Raw genomic sequence first — 24,195 nt, 5'->3', positions numbered from 1 at the left:
ATCAAAGCCTTCCACAAAAAACGCATATCTAAGACTAAGATCTAAGGAGCCAGTATGAAAAACGACGGATATCACGCGGCCGCGGCGGTTGCTGACGCTAACACCAGCATCAAGCCGACCCTCAGCAACGCTGAGTTGCATCAACGCAAGAATGCCGCAACGCCGCGCGGGGTAGGCGTCATGTGCGATTTCTACGCTTCGCACGCGCTCAATGCCGAGATCTGGGATGTGGAAAATCGCCGCTTCATTGACTTCGCCGCCGGCATCGCCGTGCTGAACACCGGCCATCGCCATCCCAAGCTGATCGCCGCCATGCAGGAACAGCTCGGCAAATTCACCCACACCGCCTACCAGATCGTGCCCTACGCCAGCTATGTCGAACTGGCCGAGCGTATCAATGCGGTTACCCCTGGCGCCCATGCCAAGAAGACCACTTTCTTTTCCACCGGCGCCGAAGCGGTGGAAAACGCCGTCAAAATCGCCCGTGTCGCCACCGGCCGCAGCGCCGTGATTGCGTTCAGCGGCGCGTTCCATGGCCGCACCATGATGGGCATGGCGCTGACCGGTAAAGTAGTGCCATACAAGGTCGGTTTCGGGCCGTTCCCGGCCGAGGTCTACCACGTGCCGTTTCCGGTCGAACTGCATGGCGTCAGCATCGAGCAGTCCCTGGGAGCCTTGCAATCCTTGTTCAAGGCCGATGTCGATCCCAAGCGCGTCGCCGCCATCATCCTCGAGCCGGTGCAAGGCGAGGGCGGTTTCTACGCCGCGCCGCCGGCGTTCATGCAAGCCTTGCGCAAGTTGTGCGATGAACATGGCATCTTGCTGATCGTTGATGAAGTGCAAACCGGCTTCGCCCGCACCGGCAAGTTGTTTGCGGTAGAGCATTCCGGCGTGATCCCGGACCTGATGACGATGGCCAAGAGCCTGGCCGGCGGCATGCCGCTCTCGGCTGTGTGCGGCAAGGCGGAGATCATGGACGCGGCGGCGCCGGGCGGCCTCGGCGGCACCTACGCCGGCAATCCGCTGGCGGTGGCGTCGGCGCTGGCGGTGCTGGAAGTGATTGAAGAAGAACAACTGGTGGAACGCGCCAATCTGCTTGGCAACAAGCTGAAGCAGGTGTTGGAAGGTTTGCGCAGCGAGATTCCGCAGATTGCCGATATCCGCGGCCTGGGGGCGATGGTGGCGGTAGAGTTCATGCAACCCGGCACGCGCCAGCCGGATCCCGAGTTTACCAAGAAGGTACAGGCCGAAGCTCTCAAAAACGGCTTGCTGTTGCTGAGCTGCGGGGTCTACAGTAATGCGATCCGCTTCTTGTTTCCGCTGACCATAGAGGATAAGTTGATGGATGAAGCGCTAGCCATCCTGAGTGCGGCGATGCGCACCGTCGCGGCAGCTTAATTACCTGGCAGGAGAACGACTTGAAACAAGAAAATATCGCCCCTCACCTTGCTACCCCGGCAGCCGACAGCCGGCCCGCTACGCAAGACACCCTGGTGCAGTTCTCCGGCGTCAAGAAAACCTATGACGGCGAAAACCTGGTGGTCAAGAACCTCAACCTGGATATCCAGCGCGGCGAGTTCCTGACCCTGCTGGGGCCGTCCGGCTCCGGCAAGACCACTTGCCTGATGATGCTGGCCGGCTTCGAGTTTCCCACCGGCGGCGAAATTCGCCTGGATGGGCAATTGCTGAACAAGGTGCCGCCGCACAAGCGCAATATCGGCATGGTGTTCCAGAACTACGCACTGTTTCCGCACATGACCGTGGCGCAGAACGTGGCCTATCCGCTGCGAGTGCGCAATATCAGCGGCAGCGAGCGCGCCGACAAGGTCAAGAAAGCGCTCGACATGGTGCAGATGGGCAAATTCGGCGACCGCTATCCGGCCCAGCTGTCCGGCGGCCAGCAGCAGCGCATTGCGCTGGCGCGGGCGCTGGTGTTCGATCCCAAGCTGGTGCTGATGGATGAGCCGCTGGGGGCTCTCGACAAGCAGTTGCGCGAGCACATGCAGCTGGAACTGAAAGCCCTGCACAAGCGGCTCGGCGTTACCTTCGTCTACGTCACTCACGACCAGAGCGAAGCACTCACCATGTCTGATCGCGTGGCCGTGTTCGACCAGGGCATCATCCAGCAACTGGCCGTGGTCGACCGTCTTTACGAGTATCCGGAAAATCTGTTCGTGGCCGGCTTCATCGGCGACAACAACCGCTTCCACGGCGTGCTGAACGCGGCCGATGGCGGTAATGGCAGCGTGCGCTTGCCGCATGGCGGCGTGCTGCACGGCGTCAACGCCAACCAGGCCGGAATCGGCCAGGCGGTGGTGGCCTGCATCCGGCCCGAGCGCATCCATTTGCAGCCGCTCGCCAGCGCTACCGAGAATGCTTTTCCGGTGAATGTCAGCAGCCTGATCTATTTCGGCGATCACGTGCGGGTGCGCTGCGCGATTCCGCAGCAGGAAGACTGCTTCGTCAAACTGTCGCTGAACGATCCGGCGCTGACGGGGCTGCAAGAAGGTACGGTAGTTGCATTGGACATAGATCCCAAGCACCTGCGTATTTTCCTTTAAACCGGCAAAAAATTCTGTCCTGCTTTTTTTTAATCCACGAGGAGACGTGATGAAGTCCATATTCAAACCGGTTTTTACCAGCATCGTATTATCGCTGGCGGCCATCGGCATGGCGCAAGCCGCTGCCCTGACGGTCGTCAATTTCGGCGGCGCCAACGGTGCTGCGCAGAAGGTCGCCTATATCGATCCTTACGCCAAGACGAGCGGCGACAAGATCACGGTGGTCGAATTCAACGGCGAGCTGGCCAAGGTCAAGGCCATGGTCGAAGCCAAGAAAGTCAGCTGGGATGTGGTCGAAGTCGATGCCGGCGATATCGGCCGCGCCTGCGAAGAAGGTTTGCTGGAGAAGATCGACTTCAGCAAGATCGGCAACAAGGCAGATTTCAATCCTGCCGCCATCCATGAATGCGGCGTCGGCGCCTTCGTCTGGTCTACTGTGCTGGCTTATGATGCGGATAAACTGAAAACGGCGCCGAAGACCTGGGCCGATTTCTGGGACACCAAGAAATTTCCCGGCAAGCGTGCCTTGAAGAAGGGCGCCGAGAACAATCTGGAGTTTGCGCTGATGGCGGACGGCGTCGCGCCGAAAGACGTCTACAAGCTGCTAGGCACCAAGGCCGGCGTTGACCGCGCTTTCAAGAAGCTGGATGAGTTGAAACCGAATATCCAGTGGTGGGAAGCCGGCGCGCAGCCACCGCAGTTCCTGGTGGCGGGCGACGTCGTGATGTCGAGCGCCTTCAATGGCCGCATCGATGCTGCTCAACGTGAAGGCAAGAATCTCAAGGTCAGCTGGGCAGGCAGTATCTACACGCTGGATTTCTGGGTGATTCCAAAGGGTTCGCCGAACAAGGCCGACGCTGAGAAATTCGTCGCCTTCGCCAGCAAGCCAGATTCGCAAAAGGCCTACGCCAGCAATATTTCCTACGGCCCGGTGAACAACCAGGCGCTCAAGCTGCTGGATCCGAAAGTGCTGGCCAATCTGCCGACCTCGCCGACCAACGCCAAAGATGCGCTGCAGCTGAGCTTGTCGTTCTGGACTGATCATGGCGAAGAACTGGAACAGCGCTTCACGGCCTGGGCTGCCAAGTAAGTTGCCAAGTAAGCTGGCCGCCGCCGGCCATGGGGATGTTTTCCTCTTGGCTGGCGGCTGTTCTTTGCCTTCATTTTTTGCTAAAGCCGGATCACCATGACTTCTATTGCATCTTCCGCCGGCGTCAACCCGATGTCGATGGCGCCGCCGGCAGCGCCGCAGAATTCGCAGCTCAAGCGCGAATTGCGGCAGGCCCTGTTTCGCAAGCGCGCCGCCGCACTGGCCTTGATCGCACCGCTGGCGATTTTCCTGCTGCTGACTTTCCTGGTGCCGATCGCCATGCTGCTCAAGCGCGCCGTGGAAAACCCGGAAATCGCGACGACGCTGCCGCATACCGTCGCCGCCCTGAGCAATTGGGATCGCAAGAGCAGTCCACCGGATGCCGCCTATGCCGGACTGGCGACCGATCTGCTGCAGGCGCGGGAAGACAGCTCTGCCGGTTCGCTGGCGCGCCGTCTGAATTCCGAAATCTCCGGCGCCCGTTCCATCATCATGAAAACCGCGCGCGCCTTGCCTTTGCTGGATGCCGACGGCAAGCCGCTGCCGCCGGCGCAGATCAAGCAGGCGCTGATCGATATCGATGAGCAGTGGAGTCAACTGCCGTACTGGCAGGTGATCGCCAAGAACGGCGCGCCATATTCTCCCTACTATGTGCTGGCGGCGCTGGACCTGAAGCAAGATGCTTTCGGCCATATCGAAAAAGCCGACCCGGACGCCTCGGTATATCAAAAGATTTTCGGCCGCACCTTCTGGATGGGACTGGTTGCGACTCTGGCTTGCCTGGTGCTCGGCTATCCGCTGGCCTACTGGCTCTCGACCATGTCGGAACGGCGCGCCAACCTGTTCATGATCCTGGTGCTGATTCCGTTCTGGACTTCGATCCTGGTGCGGGTGGCGGCCTGGATCGTGCTGCTGCAGTCGGAAGGACTGGTCAACAAAGCATTGATGGCGACCGGCCTGACCCAGGCGCCGCTGGAACTGCTGTTCAACCGCATTGGCGTCTACATCGCCATGACGCACATCCTGCTGCCGTTCATGATCCTGCCGCTGTACAGCGTGATGAAGGCGATTCCGCCGACCTACATGCGGGCCGCGGTCTCGCTCGGCAGCCATCCGTTCGCCGCCTTCTGGCGTGTGTATGTGCCGCAGACCTATCCTGGCATCGGCGCCGGCGCCTTGCTGGTGTTCATACTCTCGGTCGGTTACTACATCACGCCGGCCTTGCTGGGCGGACCGAACGAACAGATGGTCAGCTATTACATCGCCTATTTCACCAATGTGACCATCAACTGGGGCATGGCTTGCGCGCTGGGAGCATTGCTGTTTGCCGCGACGCTGGTGCTGTACGGCGTTTACCGGCGCTTTACCAAAAACGATGTGGCGATGGGCTAAGAAAATGAAACTGTTTCCGCAATTTCCCCCTTATGTTTCATTGACCGAACGCGTCTGGTTCTATTTTTCGCGCGGCTTCAACCTGCTGGTGCTGCTGTTCCTGCTGCTGCCTATCCTGGTCATCATTCCGCTGTCGTTCAGCGATAGTACTTTCCTGGTGTATCCGATCCACGGCTTTTCCATGCGCTGGTATCAGAACCTGGTGCAGTCGGACGAGTGGGTCAGCGCCGCCAAGAATAGTTTCATCGTTGCGCCGTTGGCCACCGTGCTGGCGACCATACTCGGCACGCTGGCAGCGGTCGGCCTGAACAAAGCGGATTTCCGCGGCAAGGGTTTGCTGATGGCGGTGCTGATCTCGCCGATGGTAGTGCCGGTAGTGGTGGTGGGCGTCGGCGTCTATCTGTTCTTTGCGCAGATCGGCTTGTCCGACAGCTATACCGGCCTGATTCTGGCGCATGCCGCGCTCGGCGCGCCCTTCGTGGTGACGACGGTGCTGGCGACCCTGCAGGGATTCAACCAGAACCTGGTGCGGGCCAGCCTCAGCCTCGGCGCCAATCCGCTCTCGACCTTCTTCCGCATTACCCTGCCGGTGATCGCGCCGGGTTTGATCTCGGGCGCCTTATTTGCCTTCGCCACCTCGTTCGACGATGTGGTGGTAACCTTGTTTGTCGCTGGTCCCGGGCAAGCCACGCTGCCGCGCCAGATGTTTACCGGCATCAAGGAAAACATCAGCCCGACCATCGCCGCGCTGGCCACGATCCTGATCGTGTTCTCCACTTGCCTGCTGCTGGTGCTGGAGTGGATACGCGGGCGCAACAAGGCGCTCGCGAAAATCTAGGGTTGCCAGCCACTGCTTTTCAGCCGGTATATCGCAACTTGATATGCCGGCCTTCCTCGTTCATAGGAGTTACCTCGTGATGCAATTAAAAGACCCCTCATTGTTCCGTCAGCAAGCCTACCTGAACGGCGCATGGTGCAACGCCGACGGTGGCGCCACGCATGACGTCGTCAATCCCGCCACCGGCGAAACCATCGGCAGTGTGCCGTTGATGGGCGCCGCCGAAACCAGGCGCGCGATTGCCGCCGCCAATGAAGCCTGGCGTCAGTGGCGGCGCAAGACGGCCAAGGAACGCAGCATCATCCTGCGCAAATGGAATGACCTGATGCTGGCCAACCTGGACGACCTGGCGTTGATCATGACTACCGAACAAGGCAAGCCGCTGGCCGAGTCGCGCGGTGAAATCGCCTACGCCGCCTCGTTCATCGAGTGGTTTGCGGAAGAGGGCAAGCGTGCCGGCGGCGACACCATTCCTTCGCCGACGCCGGGTACGCGCATCGTGGTGGTGAAGGAACCGATCGGTGTCTGCGCAGCCATCACGCCATGGAATTTTCCGGCGGCGATGATCACCCGCAAAGCCGGCCCGGCGCTGGCGGCCGGCTGCACCATGGTGCTCAAGCCGGCGGAGTCGACACCGTTTTCGGCGCTGGCGCTGGCGGTGCTGGCCGAACGCGCCGGCATCCCGGCGGGCGTGTTCAGCGTGGTGACTGGCGCGGCGCGCGAGATCGGCGCAGAAATGACCAGCAATCCCACCGTGCGCAAGCTGACCTTTACCGGATCCACTGGCGTCGGCCGCCTGCTGATGGAGCAGTGCGCTGCCACCATCAAGAAATTGTCGTTGGAACTGGGCGGCAATGCGCCCTTCATCGTGTTTGACGACGCCGACCTGGATGCCGCGGTGGAAGGTGCAATGGCTTCCAAGTATCGCAACGCCGGACAAACTTGCGTCTGCGCCAACCGCCTGTACGTGCAGGATGGCGTCTACGATGCTTTCGCCGCCAAGCTGGTGGCTGCGGTCGCCAAACTGAAAGTCGGCAATGGCTTGCAGGAGGGCGTCACCCAAGGTCCGCTGATCGATCAAAAGGCGGTGCTCAAGGTCGAGCAGCATATTGCCGATGCGCTGGCCAAAGGCGCGCGCCTGCTGGCCGGCGGCAAGCGCCATGCGCTCGGCCACAGTTTCTTCGAGCCGACCGTGCTGGCCGACGTCACGGCCGACATGATGGTCGCACGCGAGGAAACCTTCGGCCCGATGGCGCCGCTGTTCCGCTTCAAGACCGACGAGGAAGCGGTGGCGCTGGCCAACGATACCGAATTCGGACTTGCCAGCTATTTCTATTCGCGCGACATCGGCCGCATCTGGCGTGTCGCCGAGGGTCTGGAGAGCGGCATGGTCGGCATCAACACCGGTTTGATTTCCAATGAGGTTGCACCATTCGGAGGCGTCAAGCAATCCGGTTTGGGGCGCGAGGGATCGAAGTACGGCATCGAGGATTACCAGGTGATTAAATATCTGTGCATGGGCGGGATCTGACAAGAACCGGAAGTGCACATTCATCGGCGGTGGTTGCGCTTCAGCGTGGCCGCCGACGATTGACTGCGGAGCTGCTCAGGCAGCTCTTTTTTTTGCGAGAATGATTTGTTTTTAGAATTTGTTTTATACAATTTAAATGCGGTGCTTCCGGCTCGCCGGAAGAGGTAAATAGCGCTCTGCACCATCGCATCGTTATGGTATTTTTCAAACTGAAAATGCACCATAATGCAGCATTCAGAAAGTCCCGCGAGCCAGTATTCTTGCGGTTTTCCGGCCGATAACCCCATGTATATTCCTGTATTTAAATATGTCTTTTTGTATCCCGAACGGGGTCGAAATTTTCCAGATTTTTTAAGATGAAACAAATTGTAAAAACGGGTAAGTAAATATTGCAGCCTGGAAATTTAAGACTTATGCTGGGGTCGTAATTTGCATTTTCAGACAGGTGGAGAAACAGATTTTTTTTGCAGCGACACTTACCCCACAAGCGTAATGCTGTCGTATCGATGGTCCTTAAAAGGGAATAGTGATGACCGGCGTTAAGTCTTTAGAACTGGCAGTGTTTCTGCAGTCGCAATCCGAACATGTTTTGGATTCTTTCCACCCACTCTTCTTCCGAATTCCGGTACAGCTTGCGCGAACGATCACGCAGCGGCCGTCCCCGTAACGAGCTCGCAGTTCGTTAACCCCGCGTCGCCAAAAACGACGCACATCTGACGCTAGGCATACCTGAGCAAGGCGGCTTTTTGCAAGCCGATGGATAAGCACATCTGTCGTTTGTGCCAACCATGTTTCCGAGTTGCAGGGAGGCTCCGGCGCGCATGCGTTGCATCCGCGCCGGCTGGCTAGGTGCGCTCAAGCGTTTCACAAGTTGTTTTGCAAGCTGTTTCCACGTTGTTTCCATGTTGCTTACTTTAAGAGGAATAAGAAGATGAAATCGAAGGCATCAGCAGCAAAAGCAGGGGACTTCGCCGTCCCGCGCGTTTCAGCACTGGCACTGGCACTCTCCCTGGCGTGTATCGGCATGGCAGCGCAAGCAGCCACCGATACTTCAACCTGGGTATCGACCAAGACCGAGGCGTTCCTGCCACGGGTACAGACACACGACAGCACCGGCGTTGCCGTTACCGCGGACCAGATTGCAACAGACATGGCGCAAGGCGAAGAGAAGAGCGTCACCGTCAGCCTGCAGCTGCGCAACAAGGCACAGCTGGACAACTTCGTCAAAGAACTCTATACGCCAGGCAGCGCGGTGTATCACAAGTTCCTGACGCCGGCACAGTTTGCTGAACAGTATTCGCCGACGCAAGCGCAAGTGGACGCCGTTACCGCGCACTTGAGCAAAGCCGGCTTCAGGAATATCAGCGTCAGCTCGAACCGCCTGCTGGTGAGCGCCGACGGTACCGCCGCCACCATCAAGCAAGCGTTCAACACCTCGCTGAAACGCTTCACGCATGAAGGCCGCAATGTGTATGCCAATGAGGCGGCAGCGCAAGTTCCGCCGGAACTGGCGAGCATCGTCGGTTCGGTGCTGGGCCTGCAGAATGCAGCTATCCACCATGTGACGCACAGCGGCGTACACAGCGCGCAGAGAAGCATCGTGCAAGCTGCCGCCGGCACAGAAACTTCGCACACGCCGGTGCAGTATCCAGGGATCTATAACGCCGTCACCACGCCTGCTGCTTCCAACGCAGTAGTCGGCACGATCTCTGAAGGCAACATGACGTATACCCTGAACGATTTCCAAACCTTCCTCAGCAATAATCCGAGCCTGCCGAAACTGACGCCTACCGTGGTCTATGTCGGTACCGAAAGCTCTGACGAATCCGGCGAAGTCGAATGGGCGCTGGACAGCCAGGTGATCTATGGCGCTGCAGGCGGCGTCAAGCAACTGATTTTCTACACCGCCAGCTCGATGGAAGATGCACCGCTGACTGCTGCCTATAACGCTGCCGTGACCGCCAACGTCGCCAGTGTGGTCAACGTCTCGCTGGGCGAATGCGAAGCTTCAGCCAAATCGTCCGGTTCGCAAGCGGCCGACGATGCGGTGTTTGAACAAGGCGTGGCGCAAGGGATCACCTTCTCGGTGGCCTCCGGCGATGCCGGTCCTTACAACTGCGATACCGATTCCCAGGGCAATCCTGGCGTGGCAAACACCACCACCAAGAAAAAAACCTATGACGTCAGCGAACCAGCGAGTTCGCCTTACGTGGTGGCGGTAGGCGGCACGGCGCTGTTCACGACTTCGGCCGGCGCCTACAATGGCCAGGCTGTGTGGAATGAAGGCACGGCGTCGACCGGCGACGGCAGCGCAGTGCGAATCTGGTCCACCGGCGGCGGCTTCAGCAAGTATGAAGCCGCGCCAAGCTGGCAGACTTCTAGCATCGTCGGCACCGGCCATACCACCCGTGGCCTGCCGGACATCGTGTTCGATGCTGCCTCTGCCAGCGGCACTTATATCTATATCACTGCCTCGAACAACGGCGGCACCGCAGCCGGCGTGGTTGGCGGCACCAGCATGGCGGCGCCGATGTTCGCCGGCTTCTGGTCGCGCCTGGAATCGGCGCACAGTAACAACCTGGGCTTCCCTAGCTCGGCGCTGTACGCTGCTATTCCATCGAACGCCAATCTGGTCTTCCCTGTGACCAGCGCCACCGTGGACGGCGATGCCGTCAACTACAACGGCTGGAGCACGACTTACCCTGGCATGAAAGCTGCTGCATCGGGATGGAGTGCCGCAACCGGCTTCGGCAGCTTGAACGTCGACAACCTGAACGCTTACATCACAGCAAACCCAACGGTTTTCCCAGCCAAATAAGGGAAACCACAGGCGGTCCTGGCGGACATCGCAGGGAAAACAGGGCCGCGCTTCGATGTCATCGCTTATGCGTTACAGCGTATAGCGCAGCAATAGCATCTTTATGGGTCAATGCCTCCTCGGTTTGCAACCACCGGGGAGGCATTTTTTTTACCGTAGGGTGGGCACGCTTTTGTGCCCACGCGGATACCGATACAGCGTGGGTACAAAAGCGTGCCCACCCTACAACTTGAAAAGGAAGTCGCCTATCCCGGCAATCGGTGAAGAAGCATTTTTGGGGGGACGAGGAATCCTGGCAGCATGGCCTGCACGATGCGACGTCATAAATTGTTGAAAAAATAACATCCCGTTGCTGAAATTACATCGCCCGAATGTCCGGCGGCGGCTGTTGCCCGTTTAATAGCTAGCACCCAATTGCTGCTTATTACGAGGACAACATCATGCAAACTTATATCCGGAAAATCCTGTTTCTGTCGGCTGCCGCCACAGGCCTTCTTGGCGCGGCCAGCAACGTGCTGGCGCAGCCGGCCCCATATCAGCCGGCTCCCTATCAGTTGCAAATCCAGGCCGACCCAGGCTGGCGCCGCGACGCACCGCAAGTCGCTGTCGAGCGTGATGGCTGGCAGCGCTTCGAGGCGCCGCCGCCGCGCTACGAAGCTGTGCCGCCGCCAGCGCGTTCCGGCTATGCCTGGCAGCGCGGTTATTGGGAACGCCGCCATCGTGACGAGCCGAGGTGGGTCAAGGGCTACTGGGTGGCAGTGCAGCCGGTAGCGGTGGTTGCGCCTCCGCCACCCCCGCTACCGCCGGCACCGGTGCAGCAGCGGCCAAAAATAGAAAGGATTTCGGCCGATGCCCTGTTCCGCTTCGACCAGTCCAGCCTGGGCCAGATGCTGCCGGCAGGACGGGCGCAGCTCGCTGCCCTTGCCAAGCGCCTGGCAGCCAGCCGCTATGCGCGGGTGGAGGTGCGCGGCTATACCGACCGTCTCGGCAGCGACAGCTACAACCTGAACCTGTCGATCCGGCGCGCCAATACGGTCAAGGATGTGCTGGTGAGCTACGGCATTCCGGCCGCGCGTGTCAAAGCCGTCGGCCTGGGCGCGCAGGATCCGGTGACGCAATGTCGCGACGGCCTGCAGCAAGAGGCACTGATCCGCTGTCTGCTGCCTAACCGCCGCGTCGAGATTGCGACTTTTGCGATGCCATAAGGCTCCGGCGGACTGTTGGAGGGTGATTGCAGCGCTGCTTCTTATCGCAAAAATCCAACACTTTCCGTTCTTGCTACCAGATTTCATCGCAGAAATCTGGTAGCGCTAACACAAATAATCCGCGATTGCTATAATGTTGCTTCGCACCATGGCCCCCGGTGCGCGCCTTTAACCGCCGCGCTTTCCTGCTGTTCGGCGGTTCCATTTCCGGACGATCATCATGCTGTCTTTGCCCCTATTTGCCCTTGCTGTTGCCGCTTTCGGCATCGGTACGACGGAGTTCGTCATCATGGGCCTGCTGCCCGACGTGGCGCGCGATCTGGGGGTAACCATCCCGGCGGCGGGGATGCTGGTGACCGGCTACGCGCTGGGCGTCACCATCGGCGCCCCGATCGTCGCCATCGCCACCGCCAACATGCCGCGCCGCACGGCGCTGCTGAGCCTGATCGGCCTGTTCATCATCGGCAACGTGCTGTGCGCCTTGTCGCCGAACTATGCGGTACTGATGCTGGCGCGGGTAGTGACCGCGTTCTGCCATGGTGCATTTTTCGGCATCGGCTCGGTGGTGGCGGCCGGCCTGGTGCCGCCGAACCGGCGCGCTCAGGCGATCGCCCTGATGTTTGCCGGTCTGACGCTGGCCAATGTGCTGGGCGTGCCGTTCGGCACCGCGCTCGGCCAGCAGCTCGGCTGGCGTTCCACGTTCTGGGCGGTGACGGTGATCGGCGTGCTGGCAGCGATTGCGCTGGCGCTATGGCTGCCGAAGAAGATCGAGATGCAAAAGACCAGCCTGCTGCAGGAATTCGCCGTCCTCAAGGACCGGCAAGTGGTGATGGTGCTGGCCATCAGCGCGCTGGCTTCGGCCAGCCTGTTTTCGGTGTTCACCTATATCACGCCGATCCTGGAAGACGTCACTGGACTGACGCCGCATGCGGTGACCCTGGTGCTGCTGGTGTTCGGCCTTGGCCTGACCGTAGGCAGCGCGCTCGGCGGCAAACTGGCCGACTGGCGCCTGCTGCCGTCGCTGATCGGTTTCCTGCTGGCGCTGGCTTTGGTCCTGACGGTATTTACCCTGACCATGCGCACACCCTTGCCGGCAGTGGTCACGATTTTTGTCTGGGGCGTACTGGCATTCGCCATCGTGCCGCCGCTGCAGGTGCTGGTGGTGGAGCGCGCCAGCGCCGCGCCGAACCTGGCTTCGACCCTGAACCAGGGCGCCTTCAACCTGGGCAACGCCGGCGGCGCCTGGTTTGGCGGCATGGCGATCGGCGCCGGTTTCCAGCTAACCTCGTTGCCGTATGTCGGCGTGGTGCTGGTGGCGCTGGCGCTCGGCCTGACGCTGTGGTCGGCCTCGATCGAGCGCAACAGCGGCCTGGCGATGACGCCTAGCGAATAAGCGCTGCCGCGTCGCTGCCGCGTTTCGATTGCCCTCTTAACCATCTGCCGGACGGCCTCCGCTGTTCGGCGCATCGCTGTGTCCCGCCGCCACAAAATCCCGCCGCGCCCCAAATCCCGGGGGCGTCAGATCAGATCGCCGTTATACTGAATTTGCATTATTATTATCTTTTATCCATTGTTATCGTACGCCTTGCAACCCGCTAGCGGTAGCAGCAAAGCAAGTCGGGATGGTGGCTTATGCCATAATATTGCCTCAAGGCAAGAACGGCTGTAGATTCATTGATTGATTCGAGCAAAGAAAGATCCAGTTCTCGCAACGTATGCGCCGAGCCTCTCCATGTGGCCGCCATTTCACGGCATCGGCACATTTTGTAGCCAAGCATTTATCCTGATCGTCGTCCATGTATTCGATACTGCCCGCAGTCGTTGCTTCGATCTTCCTGGCCTACGGCCTGTACGTGGTTTGCACCAAGGGTTTTACGCGCATCGGCATCAGCTTCCTGGTGCTGTGTATTACTTCGGCGTTCTGGCAGGGCACCTGGGCTTTCCTGTTCACCTTGCGCGATCCGCACATGGCGATGTTCGTGGTGAAGTTCGGCTACCTGCTGATCCTGTTTCTGCCGACCAGCCTTTACCATTTCCTGACCGAGATCTGTGAACGCACCGCGGAGCGCAAATACGTCTACACCTCCTACGCGTTCGCCGCCATCCTGGCGATTTTCCTGCTGGGGTCGGACCTGCTGGTGTCCGGCTACTACCAGTATTTCTGGGGCTACTATCCGAAAGCCGGGCTGCTGCATCCGCTACATGTGCTGCAGACGGTGATCGTGGTGAACCGCGGGCTGTACATCACTTATCGCGAGCAGCAGGTGGCGGAACTCGGCAAACGCATCAAGCTGCGGCTGTGCATCGGCGCCATCCTGATTTATTTTTTCGCCGCGGTCGATTATCTGTGCAACTACGGCATCGAATTTTATCCGCCGGGTGTGCTGTTCATTGCCGTCAGTCTGGGTGTCATGTCGGTTGCCATCGTCCGCCATCACTTGCTGGATCCGATGACGGTCGCCAGCACGGTCGGCCACGAAATGCGCACGCCGCTGACCTCGATCCGGATGCTGGCGAAAGGCATGGAACAGTTCCTGCCGACTCTGCTGGAGGGCTACCGACTGGCCGTGGAGCACGGCTTGCTGGCACCGTCGATCAGACCGGACACGGTCAAGCAGCTGTCAAAGGCCACCAATTCGATCACGCAGGAAGTCGACCGCACCACGGTGGTGATCGACATGATGCTCGCTTCGGCCAAGCTGGACCGCATCGACACCGACGCCTTTGCCAGTCACTCGGTGGTCCAGCTGGTCGACGAGGCGCTGGAGCGCTATCCATTTGAGCAGGGTGAGCGCGCCAAGATCTACCTTGCCGTCATGGAGGATTATGCATTCTTCGGCTCGGACCGGCTGTTCGTATTTGTCCTGTTCAACCTGCTGAAGAATTCCTTGTACGCGCTGAAGGCAGCATCCAAGGGCGAGATCAGCATCTCGACCACGCGCTCGGGGAAATTCAACGTCCTCTGTTTTACCGACACCGGCGCCGGCATTGCCGCCAATGTCCTGCCGCATATTTTCGATGCTCACTATACGACCAAGAAAGGCGCCGGTTCCGGCATCGGACTGGCGTTCTGCCATCAGGTGATGGCGGTGTTCGGCGGCAGCATACGCTGCGAATCGATGGCCGGCGAATATACACGCTTCACGCTGGAATTCCCGGTGGTTGCGGCGACCGTGCAAGCATAGCCCGGCACGCCGACCGGACCAACCGGACGGCGTGCGCTCTCGTCCTAGTTAGAGAGCGTTGTTATATTCCTGGGGTTTTCGTACTGCCGAATTTTTTCCAGGATATGTTCCGGCAAGCGGCTGATCTTCTTGTCCTTGTTGGCAAAGACGATTTGCTGATGGCCGGTAGAGACCAGCTTCCCTTCCACAAAAAATTGGAACAATAAGGAAAACGAGCATTGCTTGATGGCGGCCGTGCTGACTTCGCACTCCACCTTCTGGAAGGCAAACGTCTCGTGGATATATTTCTGCTGGGCGTCCTTGGTGATGAAGACGCCCAGCGGCGCCAGCATGTCAGCGGAAATGCATTCGAAGAACCAGCGTTCGCGGCAGATGCCTTGCCATTCGAAGTAACGGGCAAAGTAGATGTTGCCGGTGGCGTTGGAATCCTTCAGGTAGATGTCAATCGAGTGCCGGAAGATCTTAGGTGACAGCGGCGATGAGGCACCGTGGGAAAACATGGTCGATGTCATCCCGGCTTCTTGAAACAGCGATGTTTTTTGTAGCGTGGTAGTCATAGAAGCTCCATAAGTATCAAAACGTTCACAAATGAACAATGACCGCCTCCGACCATTCAGAGGACAATCGTTTCATTGTTAGTTTTTTTTTATGAGAGCTGCAACGCGCGGTATCGCTACCAGCCGGGCCCATACAGACCCTATGCCGCGCTGCTATTACCAGTCGCGCGGACCAAGGATTTTTTCACCCAGTTCGCTCAGTTGCGCCAGCGGATAGCGGGTCTTTTCCCATTCGCGCGGATCGCCGGGAAAGGCGTAGCTGTCCGGCCGCGTGCGCTGGCGCCAGCTGTCTATGCGCCATTGGCGCAAGGCGGCCTGTTCTTCGCGCGCCGGCGTGAATGCGATGTACTGCGCCAGCCGTACTTTGTCGACCGAGGTATTCGGCCGTATGCCATGCGCCAGCAAGCTGTTGAAGATCAGCAGGTCGCCGGCTTTCATCGGAATGAACTTCACCTCCCACGGCAAGGAGGCCACGTCTGGACGGTGGGGATTGCGATCCTGGGGCGCGCTTTTGCGCCACATAGCGAAATGCTGGAATAGCTCGGGGATGCATTGAAAGCCGCCGCCATCCGGCGTGGTGTCGGACAAGGCCAGCACGCCCTGGACGTTGACCGGCAACGGTTCGACAGAGGTGTCGGCGTCCCAGTGAATGAAGCCGCCGAAACGGCGCGCGCCCTGGTTCGGCGTGTTCAGGTTGGCGCGGTCGATGGTCACCCATAGGTCTTCGCGATCCCAGATGTCGACGAAGGCATCGACGACGCGCGGCGTCTGCCGGTTGTCCCAGAAGGTCTGGTGATGATAGGCCTCGACCATGCCGGAGCCGTTCAGTTCGGTCATTTCGTGATCGCGCAGTTGGGCCCGGTTCCAGGTTTCCGGCGCATGCGGATCGAGCTCCTGGAACTCCCACAAGAAATCGGCGGTGCGCTGCACCTGCTCGGCGCTGACGGCATTCCTGACAATCACATAGCCGTAGGTTTGCCAGTGATAGAAATCGGAGGCGGTCAGTACGCGCAGCGGCAAGGTTTTGCGAATATCGCGCAGTTGCGCCTGCTCGGGATACAGCACGGACGGATTGCTGGGAGGCTGCGCCGCTTGGGGCTGGTTCATGGAAATCTCCGTATTGGTTTTGTGGGGTAGGGCAGTTCGATTTTGCCCTCACCGTCTCTAGGAGATTTCGCTGCAAATACCACTTATTGATACTATTCTGATGTTATTGCTCAATCAAAGGTCATAATGCGACCGCAATACGAACATCTCTCTGTTTCCCCCGGCCAGTCCTGGCGGCTGCTCTGGCGCGAGTTGCCCGAGTTGCCTTTCCTTTGGCACTACCATCCCGAATTCGAGCTGACCCTGACCCTGAACGCGCGCGGGCAGCGCTATATCGGCGATCATCTGGCGGATTTTTCGGATGGCGACCTGGTCTTGCTCGGTCCAAACTTGCCGCATACCTGGTCGGCCGGCGAGCGCATCGTCCCACAGCAGCAGATGCTGGCGGTGGTGGTGTGGTTTTCGCGGGACTGGCTGGTGCAGCTGCAAACCAGCCTGCCGGAACTGGCCGGGCTGCTGCAGCTGGGCAAGCGCGCCGACCGTGGCTTGCAGTTTTCCGCCGCAGTGGCGGAAAGTGCCAGGCCCTTGATGCTGCGCATGGAGAAGCTGGCCCCGGCGCAGCGCCTGCCGCTATTGCTGGAGTTATTGCTACTGCTGGCGCAAGACCAGCAGGCGCGGCCGCTGGCCTCGGTGGCGTCGGCCTCGATCGCGGTCGACACCCAGCGCCAGCGTATGGGCAAGGTGCTGGACTACCTGCACGAGAATTTCCAGGCAGCGATCTCGCTGGAGCTGCTGGCCGAACGGGCAGCGCTGTCGCTGGGGGCTTTTCACCGTTTTTTCAAACGCCATACCCAGCTCACCGTGACCGCTTATCTGGCTCAGCTGAGGATCGGCAGCGCCTGCCAGCAACTGATCCAGACCGACAAGGCGATCGGCGTGATCGCGCAGGAAGCCGGCTATCGCAACCTGGCGCATTTCAACCGCCAGTTCCGCGCCGCCAAGGGCGTCAGTCCGCGCGATTTCAAAAAGCGCTATAGATAAATAAAGGCTTTCAGCAAGTGCCAGCGCCTACTTCCCGCGAGTGAAAATGTCAGCGGCGCGGCACGCCCGGCAGCACGCACAGCATCTCGTAGGCCAGGTTGGCGCCCAGCAGGGCAGTTGTGCCTAGCGGGTCGTACGGCGGCGATACCTCTACCAGATCAGCGCCGACAATGTCCAGACCCCAGGCGCCGCGGATGATTTCCAGCGCCTGCGGCACGGTCAGGCCGGCGATTTCCGGGGTGCCGGTGCCGGGTGCATAAGCCGGATCGATGCCGTCGATATCGAAACTCAGGTACACCGGGCCGCCGGCCACGCGAGCCCGCACTTCTTCCATCAGCGGCGCCAACGACTGGTTCCAGCATTCCTCCACCTGCACCACCTTGAAACCCTGGTCGCGGCACCAGTCGAAATCTTCCGCGGTATAGCCAGTGCCGCGCAAACCGATCTGCACCACCCGCTGGCAATCCAGCAAGCCTTCTTCGACGGCGCGGCGGAACGGCGTGCCATGGGCAATTTTTTCGCCGAACATGGTGTCGTTGACGTCGGCGTGGGCGTCGACATGGATCAGGCCGATCTTGCCATACTTGCGATGCAGCGCGCGCAGGATCGGCAGCGCGATGGTGTGGTCGCCGCCCAGCGAGATCGGACGGCAGCCGGAGGCGACGATGCCGTCGTAGGCGTTTTCGATCAGCCGGATCGAATCCAGCAGGTTATACGGATTGATGGCGACATCGCCGAGATCGGCAATCTGCAAGGCATCGAAGGGCGCGGCCCGGGTCGCCATGTTGTAAGGGCGCAGCAGCACCGATTCGCTGCGGATCTGGCGCGGGCCGAAACGGGCGCCGGAACGGTTCGAGGTGCCGAGGTCGAGCGGCACGCCGACGAAGCAGGCGTCCAGCCCGGCGCTGCTGGTCACATGCGGCAAGCGCATCATGGTGGCGATGCCGCCGAAACGCGGCATGTCGTTGCCGCCTAGCGGTTGGTAAAGTGGGGTTGCTGGCATGATGGTCTCCGGGGTGGGGAAGGGCGTAGCGTTAGAAAGGATTTGTGGCAGTTACTCTAGCGGCAAATTACCTTGGGAAAAATCAGTGTAATACGGTGTTTACATTGACGCTGATCGATGTATGATCGATTTGATCCTCTCTCAGCCGCAAAAAGCATGCTCACTCAGCTATCCGATCTTGACCTGCGCCTGATCCGCGTTTTTTTGTCAGTGCTGGACGCCGGCGGCATTTCCGCCGCGCAGACTGCCTTGAATGTCAGCCAGTCCACCATCAGCACCCAGCTGGCGACGCTGGAAACGCGGCTCGGTTTTCGCTTATGCGAGCGCGGCCGCGCCGGCTTCCGCCTGACGCCGCGTGGCGAACAGTTCGCGTTGGCTAGCCGCCAGCTGACTGAAAATATCGACCATTTTTGCCTGAATGCGCGGCAGATCGGCCACAAGCTGGCCGGCAAACTGCAACTGGGCCTGATCGGCCATGCCGCCATCAGCGCCAATGCCCGCCTGAGCCAGGCCATCGCCAGGTTTCGTGCTCGCGATGAAGCGGTGATCTTGTCGTTGGCGGTGCTGGCGCCGGGCCAGCTGGAGGAAGAGGTGATCAACAGCCGGCTCGACCTTGGCATCGGCTATTTCTGGCACCGCTTGCCTAACCTGGAATATGTACCCCTGTATTCAGAGCATCAGGTGGCGTATTGCGCCGTCGGCCATCCCTTGTTCGCGCAGGCCGGCAAGCTGAGCCGGGACGCCGTCGCCGAGCACGACTGGGTCTGGCGCAGCTATCCGCTGCCGGAAGCCGATGGCGCCGGCGGCGGTTTTGCGCCGGTACGGGTGACTGCCTTGGCAGACAATATGGAAGCGGTCGCGGTGCTGCTGCTGTCGGGCCGGCATCTTGGCTTCCTGCCGCAACACTTTGCCGCACCGCTGGTGGAGCAAGGTCTGCTGGCAGCGCTGCATCCCGCCATGCTGTGCTACGACGTCACCCTGCACATGGTGCTGCGGCGCCAGTCCAGCCGCGGCGAAGTGCTGCAAGCTTTCCTTGATGATCTGGTGGCGGCGCACCGGCACGGCACGTAATACCTGTCATTAGCCAAAGCACTGCCGCAGCCAAGGCTTTGGATGAGATAATAAGGCGTTATCACACGCATTTATATTGCCTCATATGTCACAATTCGCCCCCCTGAAGAACGATACCTTCCTGCGCGCGCTGCTGCGCCAGCCGACTGAATACACGCCCTTGTGGCTGATGCGTCAGGCCGGCCGCTACCTGCCGGAGTATCGTAAAACCCGCAGCCGTGCCGGGTCTTTCATGGGGCTGGCGACCAATCCCGATTACGCAACGGAAGTCACGTTGCAGCCGCTGGAGCGGTTCCCGCTGGATGCCGCCATCCTGTTTTCCGACATTCTGACGGTGCCGGACGCCATGGGGCTGGGTTTGTATTTCGCCGACGGTGAAGGTCCCAAGTTCCAACGTCCGCTGCGCGATGAAAAAGACGTGATGGCGTTGCAGGCGCCGGACCTGGGCAAGCTTGACTATGTCTTCAAGGCAGTCACGCAGATCCGCACCGAACTGAATGGCCGGGTGCCGCTGATCGGCTTTGCCGGCAGTCCATGGACCCTGGCTTGCTATATGGTGGAAGGCGAGGGCTCGCGTGAATTCCATACCGTCAAGACCATGTTGTACAACCGCCCGGACCTGATGCACCACGTGCTGAGCACCAACGCGGCGGCGGTGGCAGCCTATCTGAACGCCCAAATCGATGCCGGCGCACAAGCCGTGATGATTTTCGATTCGTGGGGCGGGGCGCTGGCGGATGGCGCATACCAGGAATTTTCGCTGGACTACATGCGCCAGGTGGTGTCCCAGCTGAAGCGCGAGAAAGACGGTGTGCCGATTCCGGCGATTGTCTTCACCAAGGGCGGCGGGCTGTGGCTGGAGCAGATAGCCGATATCGGCGCCGACGCTGTCGGTCTAGATTGGACCGTCAATCTGTCGGAAGCGCGCACCCGCATCGGTCAGCGCGTCGCGCTGCAGGGCAATCTCGATCCTGCCGTGCTGTTCGCCAATCCTGAGCAGATCCGCAGTGAAGTCAGCCGTCTGCTGAATGCCTACGGTACGCCGCAATCTGGCCACGGCCATGTCTTCAACCTGGGCCATGGCATTTCCCAATTTACGCCGCCGGAGTCGGTGGCCGTGATGGTCGATGCGGTCCATGAAATCAGCCGCAAGTTGCGCGCATAGGACTGGCAAAGCGACTTTTTGGCCTTCCTTGCGGGAAATTTTGCTGTTACATAGCGACACACATAACACATTCAACATCGCTGCGGAGATTCATGGCCGCTAGTTATGCACAAAATAAATCTGCTGCACCACGGTAATTATTTATATCGATATTTTTATTTTGCAGACGGATTGTGTTTTGTAAGTATTTGATTTTTAAGGGTTTATTTTCTGCTTTTAGTTTAGGCAATTTATTGAAACCCGCATCAAATATGAGGCTGCAGCCTGTCAAGAGCAGGTTACCCACAAAGTTATCCACAGACATTGTGGATAATTTGAAAAGCGCTTATGAAACCGATGCTTAGGGCATTTCCTCATGTTTTACATTAAGTAGAATCTTAGAAATTTGCCTCAAGGCAAATTTGACCAGAGTTGACAGGCCGCCAATTTTGCCGGAGTAGAATTGGATGGAGTTTATGGAAAAAACGACATGATGGTGCACTCGGCGGTTTCTCAATGTGGACCTGAATGTTACCCAGCCATGCGCCATTCTGGAGCAGTTCAAATTTAGTTATGCACATAATTTAGTTTCTGCAAGGCCATTTTTTAAATTCTCAGAGATTTTTTTCTATATATGGCGCACGAGTTAAGCTATTGATTTAAAACATGATTTATTTTTATTTCAATTTTAGAAAAATCAGGAATTACCTGTAAACGCACCGTTTTTGAATGTGAAGCTGACGTTGTCCACAAAGTTATCCACAGATAATGTGGACAGTTTCAAAAGCACTTATGAAACCGATAGTTAGCCTATTTCCTCGGGAATCACATTAAGTTCGTGAAACAAAGCATTCTTCAAATCGTCCTCGATACTCCCCTGGATAGCAGCTTCGACTATCGCTGGCAGGCCAGCGACGACAACGAGCCCTTGCCGCGCGTCGGCCAGCTGGTGCAATTGTCGTTCGGGCGGCGCGAAGTGGTCGGGATGATTGTCGGCCTGAGCGACGAGAGCGACGTTCCTGCTGAAAAATTAAAAAATGTACAAGCCGTACGCCATCAGTTGCCGCCCTTGTCGGCACAATGGCTGGCGCTTTGCCGTTTTGCCGCCGACTATTATCAGCGGCCGCTGGGCGAAGTCGCTTTGCCGGGCTTGCCGAAGAATTTGCGGGCGTTGAAGCCGGTCGCGCTGGATCGTGCCCTGAAGAAGCTGGCGCAGCCCGGCGCCGTGCACGACGCCACGCCGATCGATGTGGCGCAGCTCAATCCGGCGCAGCAGCAGGCGGCCGATGCAATCGCCGGCGCCACCGGATTTGCCCCAACCCTGCTATATGGCGTGACCGGCAGCGGCAAGACGGAAGTGTATCTGCAGGCGGCGGCGCAGATCCTGGCACATGGCGAAAACGGCAAGGACAACCTGTCGCAGATCCTGATCCTGGTGCCGGAAATTAATCTGACGCCGCAGCTCGAAGGAAATATTCGCGCCCGCTTTCCCGGCGTTACGGTGGCGACTCTGCACAGCGGCCTGGCCGAAGGCGAGCGCCTGCGCCACTGGCTGGCGGCGCACCTGGGGCAGGCCCGCATTATCCTCGGGACCCGGCTGGCGGTGCTGGCTTCCCTGCCGCATCTGAAGCTGATCGTGATCGACGAAGAACACGATCCGTCCTACAAACAGCAGGAAGGCTTGCGCTACTCGGCGCGCGACCTGGCGGTGTGGCGCGCCCATCAGCTGAGCATTCCGATCGTGCTGGGCTCGGCCACGCCGTCGCTGGAAACCTGGCATCACGCACAGTCCGGCCGCTATAAAAAACTGGAGCTGCGCGAACGCGCGGTCAAGGATGCGGTGTTGCCGAAAGTGCGCCGGATCGACATGGAGCGCGACAAACCCAGTGAAGGCCTGACCTCGAACCTGGTCAGTGCATTGAAACTGAGGCTGGAGCGCGGCGAGCAATCGCTGCTGTTCCTGAACCGGCGCGGCTATGCGCCGGTGATCGCCTGCGACGCCTGCGGCTGGGTCAGCAACTGCACCCGCTGCACTTCTTTCATGGTGCTGCACAAACCCGAGCACCGGCTGCGCTGCCATCATTGCAGCCTCGAATTGCGGATTCCGAAATCCTGCCCGACCTGCGGCAATATCGACCTGCAGCCGCTGGGCCGCGGCACGCAAAGACTGGAAGAGGGCTTGAAAGCCATGTTTCCTGAGGCACGGGTGTTGCGCATCGATGCTGATTCGACCCGTCGCAAGGGCAGTGCGCAGGCGGCTTTCGACAGCGTCCACAATGGCGAGGTGGACATCTTGATCGGCACCCAGATGGTGGCCAAGGGACACGATTTCAAAAACCTCACGCTGGTAGGCATCCTGAATCCCGATACGGCGCTGTTCTCGCATGACTACCGCGCCAGCGAACGCTTGTTTGCGCAGCTGATGCAGGTAGCCGGCCGCGCTGGCCGCGCTGCGCAGAAAGAAGGCGGCAGCCCCAGCGAAGTGCTGATACAGACTCGTTATCCGCAGCATCCGTTGTACGCAGCCGTGATCGCCCACGATTACGATCACTTCGCCACGTCCTTGCTGGAGGAGCGCGAGCAGGCCTGCCTGCCGCCTTACATTTATCAGGCTTTACTGCGGGCGGAAGCGAAAGAGCTGGAAACCGCGATTGAATTCCTGCAGCAGGCCGCGCATTGCATCGAACATGAAGGCATCACCATGCATGACCCGATTCCGATGACCATGACTCGCGTCGCTAACGTCGACCGCGCGCAGTTGCTGATCGAATGCCCGTCGCGGCCGGGCTTGCAGGCTTTCCTGACTGACTGGATGGCGCAGCTGCGGCAGATCAAGACACGCGCGAAGTGGTCTTTGGAAGTGGATCCGGTTGATATTTGACGCTGTGCTCCGGCACCGAACGGGAAAAAATCTTCACCACCGAATCCATGTGCGCGCGCATCGCCTTGCGCGCCGCCACCGCATCGCGCGCCTGCAGCGCTTCCAGGATCAGCTGGTGTTCATGTTCTGAACGGTTGGGCATGTCTTTCGAGGTGTACAGCGTTTGCAGGCGCTGGAACATCATGCCGTACTTGCGTCCCAGCAGATGGCTGACCAGCAGCAGATAAGCCGGGTTGCCGCTGGCTTCGGCGATGCGGATATGGAACAGGCGGTCGCCCGGATGGGTGTGCGAACCGTTGCGATTGTCCTCGACATTGCGTGCATACGCGTCGGCGATGCTGCGCAGCTGTTCGTCGCTGGCGTTGACTGCGGCGAGGGCGGCGGTTTCGGGCTCGACCAGGCGGCGTGCCTGCAACAGCTTGAACGGCGGAATTTCGTCATCCAGCTCGTGGCTGATTTCGAGGTCGAGTTCCGGATCGATTTCCCAGCCGCTGCGGCGCGCCGCCTGCTGCAGGGCCGATGGCTTGGCCTCGTCCCTAGTTTTAGCCGCGGCGGGTTCTTCCTGCGCCAATACCACTACGCCATTGCCGACCCGCACGCTGACGATCCCGATTACTTCCAGGGCGATCAAGGCTTCCCGTACGGAAGTGCGGCTAACGCCGAACTGCTTGGCCAGTTCCCGCTCGGGCGGCAGGTTGCCGCCGGGACCGTATTCGCCGCGGTCGATCATATCGCGCAGCTGGTCGGCGATCTGTTGGTACAAGCGGCGGTTATGGATGGTTTGGATGGGCATGGCAGCAATGAAAGAGATTTTTCATATTGTGCCACGCC

The 24,195-nt window shown here is 59.5% G+C and carries 20 protein-coding genes; 14 read left to right on the top strand and 6 right to left on the bottom strand.

The window, feature by feature from the left end:
* Positions 1 to 54: 54 nt before the first annotated feature.
* From gabT to gabD, 6 genes are all read left to right on the top strand, one after another.
* Positions 55 to 1,398 (top strand): 4-aminobutyrate--2-oxoglutarate transaminase, encoded by a 1,344-nt coding sequence (gabT, locus tag CPter91_RS25065; RefSeq protein WP_257722459.1) that lies wholly within the window; start codon positions 55 to 57, stop codon positions 1,396 to 1,398.
* A gap of 20 nt (positions 1,399 to 1,418) precedes the next feature.
* Complete coding sequence (locus CPter91_RS25060; protein ID WP_099047250.1) at positions 1,419 to 2,561, top strand: ABC transporter ATP-binding protein; 1,143 nt, start codon at positions 1,419 to 1,421, stop codon at positions 2,559 to 2,561.
* 49 nt (positions 2,562 to 2,610) lie between these two features.
* A complete protein-coding gene (locus CPter91_RS25055; protein ID WP_061945523.1) occupies positions 2,611 to 3,651 on the top strand; it encodes an ABC transporter substrate-binding protein in 1,041 nt (346 codons plus the stop codon).
* Between the two features lie 96 nt (positions 3,652 to 3,747).
* Positions 3,748 to 5,043 (top strand): ABC transporter permease, encoded by a 1,296-nt coding sequence (locus CPter91_RS25050; RefSeq protein WP_061945522.1) that lies wholly within the window; start codon positions 3,748 to 3,750, stop codon positions 5,041 to 5,043.
* A gap of 4 nt (positions 5,044 to 5,047) precedes the next feature.
* Positions 5,048 to 5,881 carry an ABC transporter permease gene (locus tag CPter91_RS25045; protein ID WP_061945521.1) on the top strand — a complete coding sequence of 278 codons (834 nt, stop codon included), beginning with the start codon at positions 5,048 to 5,050 and terminating at the stop codon, positions 5,879 to 5,881.
* Positions 5,882 to 5,957: 76 nt separating this feature from the next.
* Positions 5,958 to 7,412, top strand: coding sequence for an NADP-dependent succinate-semialdehyde dehydrogenase (gabD, locus tag CPter91_RS25040; protein WP_061945520.1), 1,455 nt, complete (start codon positions 5,958 to 5,960; stop codon positions 7,410 to 7,412).
* Positions 7,413 to 7,432: 20 nt separating this feature from the next.
* Here gabD and CPter91_RS25035 read toward each other — a convergent pair whose 3' ends face one another.
* Positions 7,433 to 7,699: a hypothetical protein gene (locus tag CPter91_RS25035; protein ID WP_061945519.1), complete on the bottom strand. Its 267-nt coding sequence runs from the start codon at positions 7,697 to 7,699 to the stop codon at positions 7,433 to 7,435.
* Positions 7,700 to 8,343: 644 nt separating this feature from the next.
* Here CPter91_RS25035 and CPter91_RS25030 point away from each other — a divergent pair.
* The 4 genes from CPter91_RS25030 (at position 8,344) to CPter91_RS25015 (ending at position 14,620) form a co-directional block, all read left to right on the top strand.
* Positions 8,344 to 10,230: a S53 family peptidase gene (locus tag CPter91_RS25030; RefSeq protein WP_082793259.1), complete on the top strand. Its 1,887-nt coding sequence runs from the start codon at positions 8,344 to 8,346 to the stop codon at positions 10,228 to 10,230.
* 440 nt (positions 10,231 to 10,670) lie between these two features.
* On the top strand, positions 10,671 to 11,435 hold the full coding sequence (locus tag CPter91_RS25025; RefSeq protein ID WP_061945517.1) for an OmpA family protein: 765 nt from the start codon (positions 10,671 to 10,673) through the stop codon (positions 11,433 to 11,435).
* 223 nt (positions 11,436 to 11,658) lie between these two features.
* Positions 11,659 to 12,828: an MFS transporter gene (locus CPter91_RS25020; protein ID WP_061946626.1), complete on the top strand. Its 1,170-nt coding sequence runs from the start codon at positions 11,659 to 11,661 to the stop codon at positions 12,826 to 12,828.
* 403 nt (positions 12,829 to 13,231) lie between these two features.
* Entirely contained in the window at positions 13,232 to 14,620 is a 1,389-nt protein-coding gene (locus CPter91_RS25015; protein WP_061945515.1) for a sensor histidine kinase, read from the top strand.
* 44 nt (positions 14,621 to 14,664) lie between these two features.
* Here CPter91_RS25015 and CPter91_RS25010 read toward each other — a convergent pair whose 3' ends face one another.
* Together CPter91_RS25010 and CPter91_RS25005 are read right to left on the bottom strand one after the other, a co-directional pair.
* Complete coding sequence (locus tag CPter91_RS25010) at positions 14,665 to 15,132, bottom strand: acyl-CoA thioesterase (RefSeq protein WP_061946624.1); 468 nt, start codon at positions 15,130 to 15,132, stop codon at positions 14,665 to 14,667.
* A 201-nt stretch (positions 15,133 to 15,333) separates the two neighbouring features.
* On the bottom strand, positions 15,334 to 16,284 hold the full coding sequence (locus CPter91_RS25005) for a phytanoyl-CoA dioxygenase family protein (protein ID WP_061945513.1): 951 nt from the start codon (positions 16,282 to 16,284) through the stop codon (positions 15,334 to 15,336).
* Positions 16,285 to 16,410: 126 nt separating this feature from the next.
* Between CPter91_RS25005 and CPter91_RS25000 the strand changes: the two genes are divergently transcribed.
* Positions 16,411 to 17,265, top strand: coding sequence for a helix-turn-helix domain-containing protein (locus CPter91_RS25000; protein WP_061945511.1), 855 nt, complete (start codon positions 16,411 to 16,413; stop codon positions 17,263 to 17,265).
* Between the two features lie 49 nt (positions 17,266 to 17,314).
* Here CPter91_RS25000 and speB read toward each other — a convergent pair whose 3' ends face one another.
* The gene (gene speB, locus CPter91_RS24995) at positions 17,315 to 18,268 is read right to left on the bottom strand and encodes an agmatinase (protein WP_061945509.1); all 954 of its coding nucleotides are present in this window, start codon (positions 18,266 to 18,268) and stop codon (positions 17,315 to 17,317) included.
* 156 nt (positions 18,269 to 18,424) lie between these two features.
* On the opposite strand from speB, the gene CPter91_RS24990 reads away from it, so the two are divergent.
* Positions 18,425 to 19,339 carry a LysR family transcriptional regulator gene (locus tag CPter91_RS24990; RefSeq protein WP_061945507.1) on the top strand — a complete coding sequence of 305 codons (915 nt, stop codon included), beginning with the start codon at positions 18,425 to 18,427 and terminating at the stop codon, positions 19,337 to 19,339.
* Between the two features lie 85 nt (positions 19,340 to 19,424).
* Entirely contained in the window at positions 19,425 to 20,504 is a 1,080-nt protein-coding gene (hemE, locus tag CPter91_RS24985) for a uroporphyrinogen decarboxylase (RefSeq protein WP_061945505.1), read from the top strand.
* Between the two features lie 103 nt (positions 20,505 to 20,607).
* On the opposite strand, the gene CPter91_RS26805 is transcribed toward hemE, so the two are convergent.
* Positions 20,608 to 20,790, bottom strand: coding sequence for a hypothetical protein (locus tag CPter91_RS26805; RefSeq protein ID WP_150119812.1), 183 nt, complete (start codon positions 20,788 to 20,790; stop codon positions 20,608 to 20,610).
* 531 nt (positions 20,791 to 21,321) lie between these two features.
* On the opposite strand from CPter91_RS26805, the gene CPter91_RS24980 reads away from it, so the two are divergent.
* Positions 21,322 to 23,364: a primosomal protein N' gene (locus tag CPter91_RS24980; RefSeq protein WP_061945503.1), complete on the top strand. Its 2,043-nt coding sequence runs from the start codon at positions 21,322 to 21,324 to the stop codon at positions 23,362 to 23,364.
* Here CPter91_RS24980 and CPter91_RS24975 read toward each other — a convergent pair.
* Complete coding sequence (locus CPter91_RS24975; protein WP_061945501.1) at positions 23,315 to 24,157, bottom strand: FadR/GntR family transcriptional regulator; 843 nt, start codon at positions 24,155 to 24,157, stop codon at positions 23,315 to 23,317. The two genes, CPter91_RS24980 and CPter91_RS24975, sit on opposite strands and share 50 nt — an antisense overlap.
* Between the last annotated feature and the right edge of the window lie 38 nt (positions 24,158 to 24,195).

The organism is Collimonas pratensis (assembly GCF_001584185.1).
GTDB classification, from domain to species: Bacteria; Pseudomonadota; Gammaproteobacteria; order Burkholderiales; family Burkholderiaceae_D; genus Collimonas; species Collimonas pratensis.
This window is presented reverse-complemented; position numbering and strand designations above follow the sequence as displayed.

Bases quoted from the DNA above. Each gene is read 5' to 3' on its own strand.
- gabT (WP_257722459.1), top strand. From the start codon at position 55: ATGAAAAACGACGGATATCACGCGGCCGCGGCGGTTGCTGACGCTAAC.
- CPter91_RS25055 (WP_061945523.1), top strand. From the start codon at position 2,611: ATGAAGTCCATATTCAAACCGGTTTTTACCAGCATCGTATTATCGCTG.
- CPter91_RS25050 (WP_061945522.1), top strand. From the start codon at position 3,748: ATGACTTCTATTGCATCTTCCGCCGGCGTCAACCCGATGTCGATGGCG.
- CPter91_RS25045 (WP_061945521.1), top strand. From the start codon at position 5,048: ATGAAACTGTTTCCGCAATTTCCCCCTTATGTTTCATTGACCGAACGC.
- CPter91_RS25035 (WP_061945519.1), bottom strand. From the start codon at position 7,699: ATGGGGTTATCGGCCGGAAAACCGCAAGAATACTGGCTCGCGGGACTT.
- CPter91_RS25030 (WP_082793259.1), top strand. From the start codon at position 8,344: ATGAAATCGAAGGCATCAGCAGCAAAAGCAGGGGACTTCGCCGTCCCG.
- CPter91_RS25025 (WP_061945517.1), top strand. From the start codon at position 10,671: ATGCAAACTTATATCCGGAAAATCCTGTTTCTGTCGGCTGCCGCCACA.
- CPter91_RS25015 (WP_061945515.1), top strand. From the start codon at position 13,232: ATGTATTCGATACTGCCCGCAGTCGTTGCTTCGATCTTCCTGGCCTAC.
- CPter91_RS25010 (WP_061946624.1), bottom strand. From the start codon at position 15,132: ATGACATCGACCATGTTTTCCCACGGTGCCTCATCGCCGCTGTCACCT.
- CPter91_RS25005 (WP_061945513.1), bottom strand. From the start codon at position 16,284: ATGAACCAGCCCCAAGCGGCGCAGCCTCCCAGCAATCCGTCCGTGCTG.
- CPter91_RS25000 (WP_061945511.1), top strand. From the start codon at position 16,411: ATGCGACCGCAATACGAACATCTCTCTGTTTCCCCCGGCCAGTCCTGG.
- speB (WP_061945509.1), bottom strand. From the start codon at position 18,268: ATGCCAGCAACCCCACTTTACCAACCGCTAGGCGGCAACGACATGCCG.
- CPter91_RS24990 (WP_061945507.1), top strand. From the start codon at position 18,425: ATGCTCACTCAGCTATCCGATCTTGACCTGCGCCTGATCCGCGTTTTT.
- hemE (WP_061945505.1), top strand. From the start codon at position 19,425: ATGTCACAATTCGCCCCCCTGAAGAACGATACCTTCCTGCGCGCGCTG.
- CPter91_RS24975 (WP_061945501.1), bottom strand. From the start codon at position 24,157: ATGCCCATCCAAACCATCCATAACCGCCGCTTGTACCAACAGATCGCC.